The organism is Flavobacterium sp. RSP46 (assembly GCF_003984825.1).
In the GTDB taxonomy this organism is placed as follows: Bacteria; Bacteroidota; Bacteroidia; order Flavobacteriales; family Flavobacteriaceae; genus Flavobacterium.
In genome coordinates, this window is sequence record NZ_RYDM01000002.1 from 299,550 (window position 1) to 320,607 (window position 21,058).

General features: G+C 33.8%; 16 protein-coding genes and 1 tRNA gene. 7 read left to right on the forward strand and 10 right to left on the reverse strand.

Annotation, left to right across the window (positions count from 1 at the left end):
- Positions 1-46 precede the first annotated feature (46 nt).
- The 4 genes from EKM01_RS05525 (at position 47) to pheT (ending at position 5,713) form a co-directional block, all read left to right on the forward strand.
- Entirely contained in the window at positions 47-1,360 is a 1,314-nt protein-coding gene (locus EKM01_RS05525; protein ID WP_126460124.1) for a TolC family protein, read from the forward strand.
- Positions 1,361-1,513: 153 nt separating this feature from the next.
- Positions 1,514-2,377 (forward strand): bestrophin family protein, encoded by an 864-nt coding sequence (locus tag EKM01_RS05530; protein WP_126767294.1) that lies wholly within the window; start codon positions 1,514-1,516, stop codon positions 2,375-2,377.
- Positions 2,378-2,452: 75 nt separating this feature from the next.
- A complete protein-coding gene (locus EKM01_RS05535) occupies positions 2,453-2,950 on the forward strand; it encodes an AraC family transcriptional regulator (RefSeq protein WP_233589298.1) in 498 nt (165 codons plus the stop codon).
- A 342-nt stretch (positions 2,951-3,292) separates the two neighbouring features.
- Entirely contained in the window at positions 3,293-5,713 is a 2,421-nt protein-coding gene (gene pheT, locus EKM01_RS05540; protein WP_126568495.1) for a phenylalanine--tRNA ligase subunit beta, read from the forward strand.
- Between the two features lie 131 nt (positions 5,714-5,844).
- On the opposite strand, the gene EKM01_RS05545 is transcribed toward pheT, so the two are convergent.
- From EKM01_RS05545 to EKM01_RS05580, 9 genes are all read right to left on the reverse strand, one after another.
- Entirely contained in the window at positions 5,845-6,399 is a 555-nt protein-coding gene (locus tag EKM01_RS05545; protein ID WP_126767297.1) for a fasciclin domain-containing protein, read from the reverse strand.
- Between the two features lie 341 nt (positions 6,400-6,740).
- Entirely contained in the window at positions 6,741-8,522 is a 1,782-nt protein-coding gene (rpsA, locus tag EKM01_RS05550) for a 30S ribosomal protein S1 (RefSeq protein ID WP_126561562.1), read from the reverse strand.
- Between the two features lie 483 nt (positions 8,523-9,005).
- On the reverse strand, positions 9,006-9,608 hold the full coding sequence (locus tag EKM01_RS05555) for a zeta toxin family protein (protein WP_126767300.1): 603 nt from the start codon (positions 9,606-9,608) through the stop codon (positions 9,006-9,008).
- Positions 9,601-9,765: a hypothetical protein gene (locus EKM01_RS14540; protein ID WP_158616090.1), complete on the reverse strand. Its 165-nt coding sequence runs from the start codon at positions 9,763-9,765 to the stop codon at positions 9,601-9,603. The genes EKM01_RS05555 and EKM01_RS14540 overlap by 8 nt, the downstream gene beginning before the upstream one ends.
- A gap of 319 nt (positions 9,766-10,084) precedes the next feature.
- Positions 10,085-11,461 (reverse strand): nucleoside permease, encoded by a 1,377-nt coding sequence (locus EKM01_RS05560; protein WP_126767303.1) that lies wholly within the window; start codon positions 11,459-11,461, stop codon positions 10,085-10,087.
- Positions 11,462-11,536: 75 nt separating this feature from the next.
- Positions 11,537-12,232, reverse strand: coding sequence for a (d)CMP kinase (gene cmk, locus EKM01_RS05565; RefSeq protein WP_126451449.1), 696 nt, complete (start codon positions 12,230-12,232; stop codon positions 11,537-11,539).
- 34 nt (positions 12,233-12,266) lie between these two features.
- A complete protein-coding gene (porQ, locus tag EKM01_RS05570; RefSeq protein WP_126767306.1) occupies positions 12,267-13,289 on the reverse strand; it encodes a type IX secretion system protein PorQ in 1,023 nt (340 codons plus the stop codon).
- Positions 13,290-13,454: 165 nt separating this feature from the next.
- Positions 13,455-15,905, reverse strand: a complete 2,451-nt coding sequence (gene lon / locus EKM01_RS05575) for an endopeptidase La (RefSeq protein WP_126767309.1) — start codon at positions 15,903-15,905, stop codon at positions 13,455-13,457.
- A 356-nt stretch (positions 15,906-16,261) separates the two neighbouring features.
- Positions 16,262-16,339: transfer RNA gene (locus EKM01_RS05580), tRNA-Val, on the reverse strand.
- A gap of 211 nt (positions 16,340-16,550) precedes the next feature.
- Here EKM01_RS05580 and EKM01_RS05585 point away from each other — a divergent pair.
- Positions 16,551-18,338: an ABC transporter ATP-binding protein gene (locus tag EKM01_RS05585; RefSeq protein WP_126553307.1), complete on the forward strand. Its 1,788-nt coding sequence runs from the start codon at positions 16,551-16,553 to the stop codon at positions 18,336-18,338.
- 117 nt (positions 18,339-18,455) lie between these two features.
- Here EKM01_RS05585 and EKM01_RS05590 read toward each other — a convergent pair whose 3' ends face one another.
- Positions 18,456-19,625: a proline dehydrogenase family protein gene (locus EKM01_RS05590; protein WP_126767312.1), complete on the reverse strand. Its 1,170-nt coding sequence runs from the start codon at positions 19,623-19,625 to the stop codon at positions 18,456-18,458.
- Between the two features lie 92 nt (positions 19,626-19,717).
- Between EKM01_RS05590 and aroB the strand changes: the two genes are divergently transcribed.
- Both aroB and EKM01_RS05600 read left to right on the forward strand, forming a co-directional pair.
- Positions 19,718-20,785 carry a 3-dehydroquinate synthase gene (aroB, locus tag EKM01_RS05595; protein WP_126767315.1) on the forward strand — a complete coding sequence of 356 codons (1,068 nt, stop codon included), beginning with the start codon at positions 19,718-19,720 and terminating at the stop codon, positions 20,783-20,785.
- A gap of 56 nt (positions 20,786-20,841) precedes the next feature.
- On the forward strand, positions 20,842-21,021 hold the full coding sequence (locus tag EKM01_RS05600) for a hypothetical protein (RefSeq protein ID WP_126568883.1): 180 nt from the start codon (positions 20,842-20,844) through the stop codon (positions 21,019-21,021).
- The last annotated feature ends 37 nt before the right edge of the window (positions 21,022-21,058 follow it).

The following is a 21,058-nucleotide window of genomic DNA, read 5'->3' on the forward strand; positions in this document are numbered from 1 at the left end:
CGGAGCTACAAATGACAAAGATTTATCTGTGACAAAAAAAACAATTATGACAAACACTAAAATACTCTTTCGCAGTTTAATTTTAATTTTCTTTTGTATTTTAAATACCCAAGCACAAGAAGTGCTAACATTGGAAAGTGCCATAAAGATAGCATTGGAAAACAATTACGAAATAAAAATTGCAGCCAATAATTTAAAAATAGAAAAAACAAACGTAGCGGTTGGAAATGCAGGAATGCTACCCACCGTAACAGCTTCTGTAGTGGACAATAACAGCGTTCAAAATAGTTCCCAAACCAGGCAAGACGGAGCAGAAACGAAATTAGACAATGCTAAAAATAACAGTTTGAGTTATGGTGTAGGTCTGAACTGGACCATTTTTGACGGATTCCGAATGTTTGCCCGAATGAACCAGCTCAAAGAGTTACAAAAACTTGGGGAAGCCCAATTAAAGCTGACCTTAATTACTAAAATTAGTGACGTAAATGCTGCTTATTATGATTTAGTGCAGCAACAACAACAATTGGCCGCTCTGGATACGACAATTGTTATTTCAAATCAGCGATTAATTTTGGCACAAAACCGATTTACAATCGGAAAAGCATCTAAATTAGAGGTTTTGAATGCTCAGGTAGATTTAAATACTGACCAAGTCGCACTTTTAAGACAAAAAGAACTCTATGCTAACAGCAAAATCCTGCTGAATCAAATTATGGCCAGAGATCTTAAAATTAATTTTAAAGTAATCGATGTACTTGCAGTAGACCGACTGTTATTTCTTCCGGAACTTACTGTGCTGGCCGAAAAGCAAAATCCACAATTAGAAGCTCAGATCATCAATAAAAGAGTAGCTGAATTGCAATTGAAGCAAATCAAAGCAGGACGTTATCCTACAATCAGAGTTAATACGGCCTATAACTTTTCAGAAAGTCAATCCAGTCTTGGTTTCGTCACACAATCGCAATCCAGAGGTTTTAATTATGGCTTTACAGCAACATTAAACCTGTTTGATGGCTTTTCTCAAAATAGAAATGAAAAAATAGCGAAAATTCAAATTGAAAATTCCAAAATATCAATTCAGCAACAAAATTTGATCCTAAATGCTCAATTGGCAACCTCCTATCAAACCTATTTGACCAATTTAGAATTGATAACATTGGAAGAAAAAAATCAAGCAATAGCCCAACAGAATTTGACTATAACTTTAGATAAATTTCGCATTGGAACCATTACCACTCTAGAATTCAGAACCGCACAATTGAATTATGTTAATGCAAAGGTTCGCTATAGTAACGCCCAATTTCAAGGCAAATTATCTGAAATTGCACTTCGAGAATTGGCGGGAAATCTTATTTTTTAATTTGACAATAATTCACAATTTTGTTCTTTTTTCCATGGCTCAATTTTCGAATTTTAAAGGCAAAACGAATGGTAGTTTACAGTCAAAAATTTTGGTTCCTTATTTAGAACCAGAAAGTTCATTTTAGTTTATTTTTGCAAATAAAAAATCTGAATGACTTCGTATAACCCTAAAGATTGGATTAGTTTTATTTTCCATTTAAGCAAAGCCGATACTTTTCGGAAATTGATACCAATGATGCTACTTATTGGTATTTATTCCGGTGTAATAGGGTATTTGGAAATTGAATATTGGCATTTGCCGGATAACAGTCCCGTAAAAAACATTTCAATAATGCACGGAATGTTGGGTTTTGTAATTTCATTATTATTAGCCTACCGAACCAATACAGCTTATGATCGCTGGTGGGAAGGAAGAAAATTATGGGGATCATTGGTAAATAACAGTCGTAATTTATCTATTAAATTGTCTGCAATGTTGCAGGACGAAAAAGATCGTAATTTCTTTCGCAAAATAATTCCCGGGTATGCCTCAATTTTACACAAACATTTAAACGACCGTGACACCAGCCTGCAACTTTTTGACGATCTGGATTTAGACATTGATCATCACAAACACAAGCCCAATCAGGTCGCAAAAATGATGTTTCAAAAAATCAATGATTTGTATGTTTCTAAAAAAATAACAGGCGACCAACTCTTGATTTTAAATACTGAAGTTCATTCGTTTACAGATATTTGTGGTGCTTGTGAACGTATAAAAAACACTCCTATCCCCTATTCATACAGTGCTTTTATCAAAAAATTTATTTTTATTTATGTACTGACTTTGCCTTTTGGATACGTGTTCAGTTTGGGATATTATGTAATTCCGGTTGTGGTATTTATCTTTTATGTTTTAGCAAGTTTAGAGCTGATTGCCGAAGAAATTGAAGATCCTTTTGGCATGGATGCCAATGATCTGCCCACTAAAAAAATGGCGGAAAACATAAAAAAACACGTCGAAGAATTAATTTAAATATTCCATAAATAGCACTAAAATTTAAGTTATTTATTTTAAATTTAGACTTTCCCTTTTTTAAAGTTTAAATTTATGAATAGTAATCGTAACTTCATCATTCCGCCGCATTTATCAAACGAGAAATCGTTAAAAACATTAGTGGAGAACCGAACGGTTTACTCTTTGAACCATTGCGAACTAAATCTTTTTGAAACTTATGAATCATCGGCATTAGTTCCTCTAAAATTTAATGATTTTGTAGTGACTAGCATGCTCAGAGGTAAAAAAGTGATGCATCTTTTTGATGATCCGAGCTTTGTGTACTTACCAGGAGAAACAGTAGTGATTCCCTCAAATGTAGAAATGAAAATTGATTTCCCGGAGGCTACAAGAAAAAATCCAACACAGTGTTTGGCTTTGGCCATAGAACAAACTAAGATTATAGATACCTTACAGTTTTTGAACGAACGGTATCCTAAAGACGGAAACGACCAATTTTGGCAATTAAACTACCAAAATTATTTTTTCTACAACAATGTAGAACTGGCAGCTACCATTAATAAATTAATCAAAGAATGCATGAGTATTTAATTGGTGCAACAAACTTTCCCCCAATATAATTATCATATTTTGCCTTAAATTCTGGTCTTTGTGCTACGTTATCCATATTGTTATCTGTTTATATTTTATCAAAAATAGTTACCTATTTCTCTTTAGAATAGCACAATTCATTCAAGTAATAGCATTAAATTTAAATATGTGTTTTTTTAACCTAATTTTATTGTTTAATTCACATATAATTATATTTAAGATTCCTTTATCTGTATTTTTGGTACGTAGTCAATCCATATAAATGAGTTGTAAAAAACCAAAAAAATTGTTTCTTACTCCAAACTGCAATCCTTATATTTGCAGTCTCATTAAAATTAAAAGATGAAAATATCTTACAACTGGTTAAAACAATTTATTAAAATAGACTGGAAATCCGAGGAAACTGCAGCATTACTAACTGATTTAGGGTTAGAAGTAGAAATTGTTGATAAATACCAATCCGTAAAAGGCGGATTAGAAGGCATTGTTGTGGGACACGTGCTTACGTGCATCCAACATCCGGATGCTGACCGATTAAAAATTACCACAGTCGATTTAGGAAATGGCGTTCCTGTACAGATTGTATGTGGTGCCACTAATGTTGCTGCAGGACAAAAAGTGCCGGTTGCTACTATTGGAACCACATTATATGACGCCTCGGGAATTGCTTTTATAATAAAAAAAGGAAAAATTCGCGGACAGGAAAGTCACGGAATGATTTGTGCAGAAGATGAACTAGGACTAGGCGATAGCCATGACGGAATTATGATACTGGACGATGCTTTAGCAGCAGGAACTCCTGCATCCACCGTTTTTAAAATTGAAAATGACGAAGTTTTCGAAATTGGATTGACACCCAATCGTGCTGATGCCATGAGCCATTTGGGAACTGCTCGGGATTTGAGAGCAGGAATGCTGCAAAGCGGTGTCAATGTAGAACTGATCACCCCTTCGGTAAGTAATTTTAGAGTAGATAAAAGAACCTTAAAAATTGATATTGATGTCAAAGAGTCTAAACTGGCTCCTAGATATTGTGGTGTAACGATTTCTGGTATAGAGGTAAAACCATCACCAGCTTGGTTGCAAAACCGATTGAAAGCTATTGGAATCAATCCTAAAAATAATATTGTAGATGTAACCAATTATGTTTTACATGAGCTGGGTCAACCACTTCATGCCTTTGATGCTGCAAAAATTAATGGAAAAATACTCGTACAAACACTTCCTGCCGGAACTAAATTCATTACTCTTGATGATGTAGAAAGAACCTTACACGAAGAAGATTTAATGATTTGTGATGAAAAAGGACCTTTATGTATTGCCGGTGTTTTTGGCGGAAAAAAATCAGGAGTAGGTGAACATACCAATTCTATTTTTCTGGAAAGTGCTTATTTTAATCCCGTAAGTATTCGTAAAACAGCGAAAAGACATCAATTGAATACGGATGCTTCCTTTCGATTTGAAAGAGGAATTGACCCAACCATTACCGCATACGCACTAAAAAGAGCAGCTCTATTAATACAAGAAGTAGCAGGAGGCGAAATAACATCTGATGTTGTGGATATGTATCCAAAAAAATTGGAAGACTTTTCAGTGTTTTTAAATTTTAGTAAAGTCGCTAAAATAATTGGTCAGGAATTACCAAAAGATACGATCAAACAAATCTTAGCGTCATTAGAAATTAAAATCAATAGTGTTTCTGACGCAGGTTTAGGTTTAACCATTCCGGCTTACCGGGTTGATGTACAAAGAGAAATTGATGTAATTGAAGAAATATTAAGGGTTTACGGTTACAATAACATTAAATTTTCAAAAAAATTGAATGCTACTGTTTCTAATTCTCCCAGAAACGAAGACTATAAGATACAAAATCTGATTGCCACACAATTAAATTCTCAAGGATTTAATGAGATGATGGCTAATTCGCTGACGACCGCTTCTTATGTAGCGCTGAGTGAAATACTTAAAGAAGAACATAACGTAACAATGCTGAATCCGTTAAGTGCTGATTTATCAACAATGCGACAATCGCTGTTATTCTCCGGATTAGAGGCTGTTTCCTATAATATTAATCGTAAAAATTCCGATTTAAAATTATTTGAATTTGGAAAATCATACCACAACTATCTTGCTGGTTATGAAGAGAAAAAACATTTGACTTTATTTCTTTCCGGAAACAGAAATCAAGAAAATTGGACTAACGCTCAAAAACCCTCTGATTTCTTTTTGTTCAAAGGCTATGTCCATGGGATCCTTTCAAGATTAGGGATTCAAAAAACACAAAATTTACCTGTTACATCTGATATTTTTTCTGAAGGAATTGCAATTGGATGTCACAAAGATACTTTGGTAGAATTTGGGGTGGTAAAAAAATCAATATTGAAGCATTTTGGAATCAAACAAGAAGTATTTTTTGCGGATTTTAATTGGGCTCTAATTTTAAAATTAATTTCTGCGAAGATAAAATATACCGAGATTCCAAAATATCCGGAAGTGCGCAGGGATTTGGCTTTGCTTATAGATCAAAACATAACTTATGAAAGTATTTATAACATTGCACGTCAGACAGAAAAAACACTTTTAAAAGACATTAATTTATTTGATGTATATCAAGGTCAAAATCTTCCTGAAGGGAAAAAATCATACGCTTTAAGTTTCGCTATCCAAGACTGTTCTAAAACACTGACGGATGCGCAAATTGACAAAATTATGAGCAAGTTGCAAAATAATTTTATAACTGAACTCGGAGCCACTTTGAGATAAGTTCAATTTTATCTAAGTAAAATATAATCCCGATGCTAAAAAACTTAGTATCGGGGTTTTTTTATAACAAAAAAGCCCTGCAAATTGCGAGGGCTCTTAAGACTAACAAAATATCAACCTCTAATCAAAAATTATTGTTTAGGTAATACAACTGCATCAATAACGTGAATCACACCATTAGATTGGTTCACATCAGCAATTGTAACTTTAGATTTTCCACCATTTTCATCTGTAATATATAAATCTTTTCCTTTCATCCAAGCAGTTAAGTTTCCGCCACTAACTGTTTTTAAGGTTGCTTTTCCTTTTCCCATTTTAATTGCTTTAGCAATATCTGAAGCATTCATTTTTCCAGCTACAACATGGTACGTAAGTATTGTTTGTAACATCTTTAAGTTTTCTGGTTTTAACAATGTAGTTACAGTTCCTGCTGGTAAATTATCAAACGCAGCATTTGTTGGGGCAAAAACGGTGAATGGTCCTGTACTTTGTAATGTTTCAACTAAACCAGCTGCTGTTACAGCTGCAACTAAAGTAGTATGGTCTTTAGAGTTTACCGCATTTTCAACAATATTTTTAGTTGGATACATCGCTGCTCCTCCAACCATTACACTTTTTTGAGCGAAAGATGTAGCTCCAAATACTAATGTCATTAATGCAATTGATAAAAATTTTCTAGTTTTCATATTTTTTTTTTAAAAGTTATATAAAAGCATTTACGCACTATTATTACTTTTGGTTTTAAAAAAATAAAAATAATTTTCAAAATATTGATTTTCAAATAATTATATTTTTTTAATAGTGTTATGAAAATGAAACGAAGTAAAATAGCCCAGATGGCAGCAAGTATCCTTTTTATGGTGCTACCCAAAGTTATTTTTTAAAAATTAGTACTGCACAATAAAAAGATACTGCGAACAGCGGGACGATTGTGGATGGTGAACTTATATGCTATGCTCCTTAAAAAGGAAGCAAAAAAAAGCCCCACATTACTGTGGAGCTTTCTATATTCAAAAAAATCAAGAAATTATTTTTTCTCTGATTTTTCCATTTTAGCTTTTAATGCTGCTAATACATCATTACTATCACCTAAAGTTGATGCCGAAGCATTGTTTGTAGATGCTGAAGATGATGTGTTTTCAGTAGCTGCTTTCACATTTTTCTCTTCTTCTTCACGGAAGATAGCAGTGTGAGAGGCAACCACTCTTTTGAATTCTTTGTTGAATTCGATTACTTTGAAATCAGCTGTTTCGCCTTTTTTCAATTTCTTTCCGTCTTCTTTTTCAAGGTGACGTGTAGGAATGAAAGCAACGATATCATCACCAAATTCTACAGTAGCTCCTTTGTCAACAATTTCAGAGATTTCACCGTTATGGATTGTTCCAACTGCAAATGAATCTTCATATTGATCCCAAGGATTAGCAGTAGTTTGTTTGTGACCTAAAGATAATTTACGTCCATCAACATCTAATTCTAATACTACTACATCTAATTTTTCACCAACATTTACAAATTCAGATGGGTGTTTGATTTTCTTAGTCCAAGATAGGTCTGAGATGTAAATCAATCCATCAATTCCTTCTTCTAGTTCTACGAAAATACCAAAGTTTGTAAAGTTTCTAACGATACCTGAATGTTTAGAACCTACAGGATATTTAGAAGTGATATCAGTCCAAGGATCTTGAGACAATTGTTTGATACCTAATGACATTTTACGGTCATCTCTGTCTAATGTTAAGATAACTGCTTCAACAATATCTCCTACTTTAACGAAATCTTGAGCAGAACGTAAATGAGTAGACCAAGACATTTCAGAAACGTGGATTAAACCTTCAACACCTTCAGCCACTTCAATAAATGCACCGTAATCAGCTATTACAACTACTTTACCTTTTACTTTGTCTCCAATTGCTAATTTAGCATCTAGAGCATCCCAAGGGTGAGCGTTTAATTGTTTCAATCCTAATTGAATTCTTGTTTTTTCGTCATCGAAATCAAGGATTACAACATTTAATTTTTGGTCTAATTCCAATACTTCAGATGGGTGGTTGATTCTTGACCAAGAAAGGTCAGTAATGTGAATCAATCCATCAACTCCACCTAAGTCAATAAAGACACCATAAGAAGTAATGTTTTTAACAACACCTTCTAATACTTGTCCTTTTTGCAATTGACCGATGATTTCTTTTTTCTGGATTTCGATATCCGCTTCAATAAGCGCTTTATGAGAAACAACAACATTTTTGAATTCGTGGTTGATTTTTACCACTTTGAATTCCATCATTTTGTTTACATATACATCGTAGTCTCTAATTGGTTTAACATCAATTTGAGATCCTGGTAAAAACGCTTCAATTCCGAAAACGTCAACGATCATACCACCTTTAGTTCTGCATTTTACAAAACCATTAACGATTTCTCCTGTTTCGTTAGCCGAAATAACTCTATCCCATGATTTGATAGTACGTGCTTTTCTGTGAGACAATACTAATTGACCTGTTTTATCCTCACGGATGTCAATTAATACTTCAACAGTATCACCTACTTTTAAGCTTGGGTTGTAACGGAATTCGTTCAATGAAATAACGCCTTCCGATTTTGCGTTGATATCAACAATAACGTCTCTATCTGTAATTCTAACAACTGTTCCATCTACTACTTCTTCTTGATCCGTAGCGATAAATGTTTTTGAAACTAGTTCTTCAAATTCTAATAAGTTTTTTTGATCCACTGCATCAATACCTTCTTCAAAGTTGTGCCAGTTAAAATTTGCTAAAAACTCTTCTTGTGATTTTACTTGTTCAGACATGCTGATTGAAAATTTGTATTCTGTATTCTCTCGAGTTTCTTAATGTGCTAGAAAACAACAGAAGTTGTTTGTATAATTAAGTAATACCTAAAGGAAACTCTTATTCACCAAAAGGACTGCAAAAGTAACACATTTATCTTAATTTGCAAAATAATTTAAATACGATAATGTCTTGGTTTTTAGGAGCAGTACGTTTTGGGGTTTTTATGACGATTACTCCCGCTTTCCGCTATATCTTTTATACAGTATCCAGCCTTTTGAAGGCTGGATACTGTATAAAAGGATACCGCTTCACTCGGGGCTAGTTACGACTTTTAGGATTTCAAAAAAAAATGCATCCTAAAAAACAAAGCTTTAGTTGAAATAAAAAAATAAATCAACTTATTTTTCTCTGTACAATTATCATACAAAATCTCTCTTGCCTCTTATCTGCTATCACACAAATCCTTTCGTGTGATAGCAACTTGTAAAACATCAGCTAATTTAGTTTCTCTTTTTAATTATATCTGGAATCAAAGATTTCAAATAATCAGGTATTTTTGTTATTGAAGAAACTTTTCCTGATTCAATTGATAAAATATGGGTTGGATGCTTGAGGTATTTTGACGAATCGAATAAATCTATGTAGTCAAAATAATTGAAAAAAGAATTTAAATTATTATATCCATCATTATATCGCTTTTCTATTTCATTTTCAGGCACATAATGTCCTCCATTTTCAACTCGGATGGCTACCCTTTTTTTAGCTTCTTGTATGGAGTCTAGACACAGAAAGATAAGATGCAAATCATATCCATTATTTTTAAATATTTCAGGCCAATGAAGAGGTGTCGAATTGAAGTTAGTTTCATAACAAAAGCTGGATTTGTTATCGATTGCTATTTTTACCTGGCTTTCTAACTCATTAAATGCCATCCTATGAGCCATTGCTTCTTTCAGGTCTGAATCAATCAAAGAATTATAGAATCTTAAAAATTGATAATCATAATCAAAAGGAGTAAAATTGTCAGGAGCTAGCGGTTTAGAAAAAGTTGATTTTCCAGACCCATTGCATCCTGCTATGATAAGCAACACAGGCTTAGACATTCTTGAATTGTGGAGCTATAATGGGCTTTTTTTGATTTTTTCCCAATTTCAAGTTTTCTTCATAAACAGCTACTTGTACCTTAACAGAAGGCATTACTTTTTTCATTTGCTTTAAAGCAAATTGTACTCTTTGGTTAGTATTTGAAATATTTTTCATAATCACAAATTTACAAAAAAATTAAATAGTACAAATGAGCTAGCATAATAAAAAAATAACCTCTTTGCTTATTGTCGTTTTTAATTTAACAAAATTCATTTGTTTTTTTACACAAATGCAACACAACTCCGCTTTTCGTTACAAACGAAGTTCACAGAGCTCCAATAAAAACATAAGCTAACTGAAGTGATCTCCCGAAAAAATCGGGAGGATTTCCATTTCAATCGGGGCTATTTAACTTCAATTGGTTTTTCAGCATAAAAAAACCCGATATCTATCTTTCAGTTATCGAGTTATAGTAATACTTATTATTTTATTTCTAATGACTTACATTTTCAAAATCTACAGGATTGTGTTTGTGCTTGAATAAAACGGCAAAAGCCAAGGCAATTATCAGTGCATACATAGCAAAAGCCAACCAAATGGTATGCCAGTCTTTCATAAAAATGGCTTTACTAAACAAACCGTCTGATGTAATTGTATTCCCTTGAGCAGTCACAAATTCTAACATCTTTGAATTCGTCGTTTCTGTTTCCAGAAAACCAGCCAAATCTGTAGTATTATTAAATGATTTAGTAAAATATTTATCAATAGCCCATCCCGAAGTAAAACTTCCTAAAACCGCTCCAAAACCATTGGTCATCATCATAAACAATCCTTGTGCCGAAGAACGATTTTTTGGATCTGTGGTGGTTTCAACAAATAATGATCCTGATATATTAAAGAAATCAAATGCCATTCCGTATACCACACAGGACATAATAATCATCCATAACCCGTCTGTAGGATTGCCGTAAGCAAATAATCCAAAACGCAATACCCAAGCCAGCATACTGATCAACATCACTTGTTTGATACCAAAACGTCTTAGAAAAAAAGGAATCGCAAGAATAAATAAAGTCTCCGATATTTGAGAAATCGACATGATAATAGTTGAATATTCCACTACGAAAGAATCAGCATATTTTGGAAAATGTTTGAATTCATCCAAGAAAACATCTCCGTACGCATTTGTTAATTGTAAAGCGCCTCCTAAAAACATGGAGAAAACAAAGAACAAAGCCATTTTATAATCTGCGAATAACTTAAAGGATTCTAATCCTAGTGTTTCCATCACAGAAGCATTCTCTTTAGACAAGCGCTGCGGTTTACATTTGGGTAACGTAAAAGAGTAAATTCCCAAAAGTACCGCTGCTAAACCTGCAATATAAAATTGATATTCCGTTGCTTTATTTCCGGTCAAATTAGTGATCCACATAGCAACAATAAAACCGATTGTTCCCCAAACCCGTATTGGAGGGAAATTTTTGATTACATCTTTATTGTTTAATTTTAGAGCCGTGTAAGAAATTGAGTTACTCAAAGCAATCGTTGGCATATAAAAACACATTGCTAAAAGCATACTATAAATAAAGGTTTCCGGAGTAGTAACTTGTGGGATAAAAAATAATACTGCAGCATACAAAATATGAAGAATTCCATATAATTTCTCAGCATTTACCCATCGATCAGCAATAATTCCGGTTAGTGTCGGCATAAATAAAGAAGCAATTCCCATAGTTCCAAAAACCAATCCAAATTGAGTTCCTTCCCAATTCTTGGTGCCAAACCAATAATTTGCAATGGTAATCAACCAAGCTCCCCAAACAAAAAACTGAAGAAAACTCATTATTACCAATCTATTTTTAATTCCCATGCGATGAATTGTTTTTTTTATTTTAAAAAATTTACAAGGCGTAAATCTACTATTAAAAATTAAATCTGCAACTAATTATATCGTTTTAGTAATTTCATTTACCAATTCTAAAACAAGCTCAAATTGCTCTTTACGATTTAAATGTGAATTGTCAATTTCTATCGCATCATCGGCCATTATCAAGGGAGAATCTTCCCGGTGAGTATCAATATAATCCCGCTCTTCTACATTTTTGAGAACTTTTTCATACGTGATACTATCGCCCTTTTGAACTAACTCGTCATAGCGTCTTTTTGCTCTTGTGCTTGCACTGGCGGTCATGAATATTTTAAGCTCGGCATCCGGAAAAACAACGGTACCTATATCTCTGCCGTCCATAACAATTGCTTTGTCTTTTCCCATTTCTTTTTGCTGTTCGACTAATTTACTGCGAACCTCAGAAACTTCGGCTACTTTACTGACAAAACTAGACACTTCAATCGTTCTGATTTCAGTTTCGACATTCACATCATTCAAATACATTTCGGCAAAACCCAAATCAGTATTGAATTTAAACTGCAACTTAATATTTGATAAACTATTAATCAATGCTTGTTTATCAAAAAAAGTGGCGCTAACATATCCTTTTTGCATCGCAAAAAAAGTAACGGCACGATACATTGCTCCAGTATCTACAAATACATATCCAAAATGATTTGCGAGTTGTTTGGCTAAAGTACTTTTTCCGGTTGATGAAAAACCGTCAATCGCAATGGTGATTTTTTTGTTCAAAATGTAAAATTTAAAGTTCAATGTTATATCAAAATCATTCTTGAAAATTAATTGTCAATCCAAAAAGGCTTGTATTTCCTGCTAAGGTATATCTTGAATATGAATAATTAAATTTAAGTTTATTTAATTTAAGTCCAAAACCCAATGAAATTCCTGAAAAATTACGTTGCTCGACAATACGTAATTCTTCGGCTCGTCTAAAATTATATCCCAATCGCAAATTAAGGGCTCTTTTAGGAAAAAGCTCTACTCCCATAATTACATGACGCAAAGCATTATTTACAAATGACACCTTCTCTTCGGTTGATTCTCCATTAAATGAAGATGTAGCTCTAGCTGGATTTGAAAAAGCAATATTCCATTGCTGTAAATTCTCTAAAGTAAGATGCCAGCGAATAGGGACATTTTCTAATTCCTGTGACACTCCTGCGATTATTTCTAGTGGCAGTTTTTCATTTGTACCATTATACGTTGAAAACTGTGTGCCTATATTTCGAATGGCCAAAGCCCAATTGACATCATTTTTTTCATCAATAAAAAGAGCGCCTATATCTAACGCACCACCAAAAGAATTATAAATGTCTAAATTTGAAGAAATCAATTTAGCGCTCGCACCAATATGAATATTCGTATAGGGAATATTATAGGCATACCCGAAAGAAAGCGCTATTTCACTTCCAGTAAATGCTGCCGTAGGCTGGCCATTTTCATCAAATCCTTCAAAATTACCATAATTTACATAATTTACACCCGCCTGAAAGGTCTGTAAATGACGATCGTATGTATACGCGTACGAAGCAGTTCCATAAGTCACTTCATTAAAGTAGCTCCCGTAATTCAAAGCCAGATGATTGTCCATTTCTGCATTTATAGTCGCCGGATTAAAATGGACCTGATTGACATCCTCATCATAAATTGTAATCACTTTCCCGCCTAAAGCTGCCTGTCTTGGTGAGGTCACTAAATTTAAAAACTGATAGGTGTACTTCCCTCCTATTTGACTGTAAGACACAGCACAAACAAAAAGAAAAGAGTACAGATATAGTTTTTTTAGCATGCTTTAAATTGGAGTTTGTATAAGTAAAACGCAACTGCGAAGATAAAATTATAAATACAATAAATGGCAACTTTAAAACTGGTAATTACAAATAAAAAAATCCAAATTCCTTTGCTTGAAAATCAAGTTTTAGAAGTTGGATTTTAAATTTAGAATTTGTTTTTATTACAAATTCTTAGCGTTTTTAACCTTTTGATCAGTTAGAGCATATTTCAATACTTCGCTCATTTCTTTTACATAATGAAAAGAAAGTCCTTCCAGATATTCAGGTTTTATTTCATCAATATCACTCTTATTTTCATGACACAGAATAATTTCTTTAATATTGGCTCTTTTTGCAGCCAAAATCTTTTCTTTGATTCCGCCTACTGGCAACACTTTCCCACGTAAAGTAATTTCTCCTGTCATGGCTAGGTTTTTCTTCACTCGTTTTTGTGTAAATAACGAAACTAAGGACGTCAGCATTGCAATTCCTGCACTTGGTCCGTCTTTTGGAGTGGCTCCTTCCGGAACGTGTAAGTGAATGTTATATTTAGAAAGCAGCTCTGAATCCAATCCTAAAAATGATGCATTGGCCTTAATATATTCTAAAGCAATGGTGGCAGATTCTTTCATTACTGTACCCAAGTTTCCGGTAATTGTCATGGTTCCTTTTCCTGGGGAAAGCAACGATTCTATAAACAAAATATCACCGCCAACAGAGGTCCAGGCCAAACCAGTTACTACTCCGGCAACATCATTATTCTCGTATTTATCTCTTTCTAGCCTTGGAACACCTAGCGTTTTTATGATATCGTCATCCGTTACTTTTTTATTATACGCTTCCTCCATTGCAACGGATTTTGCTGCGTTACGGATTACTTGAGCAATTTTAGCTTCTAGGCCACGAACTCCGGATTCACGTGTGTATCCTTCGACAATTTTTTCTAATTGTTTTTTACCAATAGTTAAATCTTTGGTTGTCAAACCATGTTCTTTCAATTGTCTTGGAAACAAATGCTGACGTGCAATTTCTACCTTTTCTTCAATCGTATAGCCTGACATTTTGATGATTTCCATTCTGTCTTTCAACGCAGGTTGAATCGCAGCCATATTATTCGATGTAGCAATAAACATCACTTTAGACAAATCATATCCCATTTCAAGGAAATTATCATAAAAAGAATTGTTTTGTTCCGGATCTAAAACTTCCAATAATGCTGATGACGGATCACCTTGGTTGCTGTTTGATAATTTATCGATTTCATCCAAAACAAAAACAGGATTTGAGGTTCCGGCTTTTTTCAAGCTTTGGATAATTCGTCCAGGCATGGCACCTATATACGTTTTTCTATGTCCGCGAATTTCCGCTTCATCACGCAACCCACCAAGAGAAATTCTAACATATTTTCGGCCTAAAGCTTCTGCAATAGAGCGTCCAATAGATGTTTTTCCAACTCCGGGAGGTCCTGTCAAACAAATAATTGGGGATTTCATATCATTTCGCAATTTTAAAACTGCCAAATGTTCTATCATTCTTTTCTTAACATCTTCAAGACCAAAATGATCTCTATCTAATATTTTCTGTGCTCTTTTTAAATCGAATTTATCTTTAGAATATTCGTTCCAAGGCAATTCCAAAAACAACTCCAGATAGTTTCTTTGAATACCAAAATCAGGCGCTTGGGGATTCATGCGACGCATTTTAGACAATTCCTTATCAAAATGTTTTTTGGTTTTCTCGTCCCATTTTTTGGTCAAGGACTTCTGTAACATTTCGTCCATTTCCTCTTCCTGAGAAACGCCACCTAATTCTTCCTGAATGGTTTTCATTTGCTGGTGCAGGAAATATTCACGCTGTTGTTGGTCTAAATCAAACCGAACTTTAGACTGAATATCATTTTTTAATTCGAGTTTTTGCAACTCAATATTCATGTAGCGAAGCGTTTCTAAAGCCCTTTCTTTCAATTCATTAATCGCCAATAAATCTTGTTTTTCTTTAACTGTCAAATTCATATTCGAAGTCACAAAGTTGACTAAAAACGATTGGCTTTCAATATTCTTGATGGCAAAAGTAGCTTCACTGGGAATGTTTGGACTTTCTTTTATAATCTGAATCGCTAATTCTTTGATTGAATCCAGAATGGCAACAAATTCAGTATCGTTTTTCTTAGGTCTTTTCTCTGGAACTTCCTTGATTTTTGCAGTAATATAAGATGTTTCATCAATAACAGTCTCAATCTCAAAACGTTTTTTACCTTGAAGAATTACCGTTATATTCCCGTCAGGCATTTTCAGTACACGTAAAATACGGGCTACCGTACCTATTTTATGAATATCTGCTTTGGTTGGGTCTTCATCTTCCTCATTGATTTGAGCAACAACTCCAATAGTTTTCCCTGCAGCGTTAGCGTCATTGATCAATTTAATCGATTTATCGCGTCCCGCAGTAATTGGGATTACAACTCCTGGAAATAAAACCATATTCCGCAAGGGCAATATAGCCAATAATTCAGGTAAAGCCTCATTGTTCATTTCCTCCTCGTCTTCGGGAGTCAAAAGTGGAATTAAATCTGCTTCCGAATCAAATTCCTGAAGTGACAGATTGTCAATAGTAAGTATTTTATGATTTGACATATATTTATTTAAGTCTTTTTGTCATTAAAAATTTTCATTTGCCAAGTAAATATATGATATCATAGTATTAATTTAAATAAAATCGTTGTATGACACTAATAATTTGTACAACCCTAAAAGAGACAATCATTATGCCAAAGTAAAAGCAAATTAATTTTATCTTCCTACAAATAATTCGAAAGATATATCTTTCTTTTTTTTTAGCTTTTTTCAACACTTGATTCGCATGGGTAAATATTACCTATGAAATGTCTTTGATAAATAGGAGGAAGTGTTAGTTTTTGATTCAGTCAGACTGCTAAAAAATTTTTCAAATAAAAAAAGGACAAAGAAGAATTTTTCTTCCTTGTCCTTTATGGTGGGCAATGAGGGGTTCGAACCCCCGACCCCCTCGGTGTAAACGAGGTGCTCTGAACCAGCTGAGCTAATTGCCCTAAACAATGCAGATATTTTCATATCCTTATTGCGAGTGCAAATATACAGCTAGAAATCGTATCTGCAAGCAAAAAAGTAAAAAAAATCAATAAAATAGTGACTCAGTTTTCTTTCGTGCTCTATAATAGCACTTTATCTTTGTAATGAAAAACTAGTATTTTTTTGTATTCATTCGCTATAGTCTTACATTTGCGACATAAACAATAGATAATGGCCAGGTTCAAAGAAAACGATTTACCAAAATCAAAAATTACTGCAAGTTCACTCCAAAAAGCAACTGTAATATTTCAATATGCAGGAAATCACCGATGGAAATTTTATGTAGGATTAGTTTTTTTATTATTCACTGGAGCGACTGCTCTTGCTTTTCCTAAGTTGATGGGAATGCTAATTGATTGTGTGAAAAACAAAGACAATACTCAAGCTAACATGATTGCGGGTGGTTTAATTGTAATCTTATTTCTTCAGTCCATTTTTTCGTTTTTTAGATTGTATTTATTTGTCAATTTTACGGAGAATACTTTAGCTAATCTACGATTATCACTGTACAGCAATTTGGTAAAACTACCTATGTCTTTCTTCTCGCAAAAACGTGTTGGCGAATTAAACAGTAGAATCAGTTCAGATATTACCCAGATACAAGATACTTTAACATCTACTATAGCCGAATTCTTAAGACAATTCATTTTAATTATTGGTGGCGTTCTTTTATTGGCCAATGAAAGCATCAAATTGACATTATTGATGTTGTCCGTAGTGCCACTAGTGGCCGTTGCTGCGGTTATTTTTGGGCGATTCATCAGGAAATATTCAAAAAATGTTCAAGATAAAGTGGCCGAAAGTCAAGTAATTGTTGAAGAAACCATGCAAGGCATCAGTATTGTTAAGGCTTTTGCCAATGAGTGGTACGAAATTGCCCGTTACAACGGAAAAATAAAAGAAGTGGTTGCAATTGCCATCAAAGGCGGGAAATACCGAGGGTATTTTGCTTCATTCATTATTTTCTGTCTTTTTGGAGCTATTGTTGCCGTAGTTTGGTTTGGTGTTCGATTGAGTATTAGTGGAGAAATGAGCGTTGGCCAATTGATTTCGTTTGTGTTGTATTCTACATTTGTAGGTGCTTCTTTTGGCGGAATTGCGGAACTATATGCCCAAATCCAAAAAGCGATTGGCGCAACCGAACGTGTTTTTGAATTATTAGATGAAACTCCTGAAAAAATTAATTCGGTGCGTGATCCGGCTGCAATTGAAAAAATAAAAGGCAATGTCACTTTCAAGAATGTAGCGTTCAGTTACCATTCCAGAAAAGAAATTAAAGTATTAAAAGACGTTAGTTTTACCGCTAATTTTGGTCAAAAAATTGCTATTGTCGGACCAAGCGGAACCGGAAAATCTACTATTGCTTCCCTATTATTGCGTTTTTATACTATTGACGAAGGAGAAATATTGGTTGACGGAAAAAATATTTATGATTTTGATTTAGAAAGTCTTCGTGGAAACATGAGTATTGTACCGCAAGACGTAATATTATTTGGCGGAACCATCAGAGAGAATATTGCTTATGGAAATCCCAATGCTACCGAAGAAGAAATTGTTACTGCTTCAAAACAAGCCAATGCCTATAATTTTATCGAAAGTTTCCCTGAAAAATTTGAAACAATTGTGGGAGAAAGAGGTATTAAACTTTCCGGCGGACAACGACAACGTATTGCCATAGCCCGAGCATTATTGAAAAATCCAAGTATTTTAATTCTGGATGAAGCCACATCATCATTAGATAGTGAAAGTGAAAAACTAGTTCAGGAAGCCTTAGAGATTTTAATGCAAGGAAGAACTAGTATTATAATAGCGCACCGCCTATCGACGATTCGCAGTGCGGATCAAATTTTGGTCTTGGATAAAGGAAAAATCACAGAACAAGGAACACATCAGGAATTAATCGCTCTAGAAAATGGGATTTATAAAAATTTAAGTAATCTGCAGTTTAGCAATTTTTAGATTTCATAAATTTGACATTAAAAAACTCCATTCAATAAGCTGAATGGAGTTTTTTATTAAAACTTTTTATAAATTCTAATATAACTGAATACTAAAATCTGATCACTGACCACTTTCCTACTTCCCTTTTCTTCGATTGCGTTCTGCTTTTATCATTTCTAATTCACGACTCGTTTGTCCCGCTACGGAAGTATTTTCTTCCGCACGACGAATTAAGTACGGCATCACATCTTTTACTGGACCAAAAGGTAAATATTTAGCAACATTATAGCCATTAGCGGCCATATTGTAGCTGATGTTATCGCTCATACCATACAATTGTCCAAACCAGATTCTGTCATCATTAGTTTTTATTCCTTTCTCCGTCATTAATTCCATTAGCGTATAAGTGCTGGACTCATTATGGGTACCTGCAAAAACAGACATTACCTCTAAATGATCCGTCATATAGCGCACAGCACCATCATAATTTTCATCCGTAGCTTCTTTTGAAGCGCAAATTGGTGATGGATATCCTTTTTCAGCAGCCCGAACAATTTCCTTTTCCATGTACGCACCACGAACCAATTTCATTCCGATAAAAAAACCTTCTTTTATAGCCTGTTCATGTAATTTTTTCAAGTAATCCAAACGATCCCAACGGTACATTTGCAACGTATTGAAAACAATGGTTTTTTCTTTATTGTATTTGCGCATCATTTCGGTCACTAAATCATCAGCCGCATCTTGCATCCAACTTTCTTCACCGTCTATCAAAAGAGCAACATTTTTAGAATGGGCATCTTTACAAACTAAATCAAAACGAGCCATCACTCTATTCCATTCTGCCTGTTCTTCTGGAGTCAATGTTTGTTTTTTGCCCAATTTCTCATATAATTCAAAACGTCCAAAACCGGTTGGTTTAAAAACGGCAAAAGGAATGGCTTGGCGTTCTCTGGCAAATTCAATAGTTTTCAAGGTCATTTCAAGCGCGGCATCAAATTGATCTTCGGCTTCTTTTCCTTCTACAGAATAATCCAAAACAGAGGAAACTCCTTTGGTATACATTTTATCTACCACCGAAAGACAGTCCACTTCATTTATCCCACCACAAAAATGGTCAAAAACCGTAGCGCGAATCAAACCTTCAACAGGAAGATTGGCTTTAAGGGCAAAATTTGTAACCGCAGTTCCAATACGTACCAGAGGCTGATTAGCAATCATTTTGAAAAGAAAATAAGCTCTGTCAAGTTCCGTATCACTTTTTAATGAAAAGGCAACTTGAGTATTATTGAATATTTTTTCCATTATTTGTTAGATTTTTGTACAAATATAGACAGAGTTTTGAATATTATTTAGCAAAAAATGCCTTATTTTGCGGTTCCAATTAATCCATACAGATGCAATCAATTCAAGCCAACAGTTACCCGATACATTTTAACGAAAAAGGATATGAAGCAATAAACCTTCATTTAAAAGAAAATAAATACTCCAACCTATTTATTATTGTTGACAGCAATACTAATGAGTTTTGTCTGCCCCATTTTCTTCCTGTTCTGGAAACTGATCTTATAATTGAAATCATTGAATTTGATTGTGGAGAAGAAAATAAAAATATTGAGACTTGCGTCCAAATATGGAAAGTACTCACGGAACTTGGGGCTGACAGAAAAAGTCTTATCATTAACTTAGGCGGTGGCGTTGTCACTGATTTAGGTGGTTTTGTAGCATCAACCTTCAAACGCGGTGTTGATTTTATTCACGTTCCAACCACTTTACTCGCAATGATTGATGCTTCTGTAGGTGGTAAAAACGGGGTGGATTTAGGAAATTTAAAAAACCAAATCGGTGTTATTAATGTGCCTAAAATGGTGCTTATTGATACTCAATATTTAGAAACAGTGCCACAAAACGAAATGCGTTCCGGTCTTGCCGAAATGCTGAAACACGGTTTGATTTATGATAAAGAATATTGGGAGCAATTTTTAGATTTAAAGACTATAGATTTTGCTGATTTTGATGTATTAATTTACCGTTCAGTCGAGATAAAAAATGAAATTGTGCTGCAAGATCCAACCGAAAAAAATATCCGAAAAGCGTTGAATTTTGGTCACACACTGGGTCATGCCATTGAAAGTTATTTTTTGGAAAATGATAACAAAACAACTTTATTGCACGGTGAAGCCATAGCCGTTGGGATGATATTAGAGAGTTACCTTTCACTACATAAAAAACTGATCAATATAGAAGAATATTCTCAGATAAAATCCAGTATAAAGGCTATCTATACCGACATCGTTTTTGAAGAAAATGATATCAAACCAATCTTAGAATTACTGATTCACGACAAAAAAAACGAATATGGAAACATCCAGTTCGCATTGATAGAAGGTATCGGAAAAATAAAAATCAATCAAATGGTTGAAAATGAATTAATTCTTAAAGCCTTTCAGGATTATAAATCTTAATTATTTTTTATAAAAAGGATTGCATTACGTATATAATATTTTTTACATTTGCAGTAATGAAAAAAAGTCAAAACAAACAAAATTATAGTTGTAATAAAACCCGAAACAATATCTCTTTTCTAAGAATATTGAAACGTTTTTATTCTATCAAAGGAAACTTTAGTTTTGATATTTTTCAATACATGAAAGCAGATCACGAAAAACTTCAGATTATCTATGCAAATATTCGGGTTTGAATTATGGGTTTCTTTATTTTACAATATTTTAATCTAT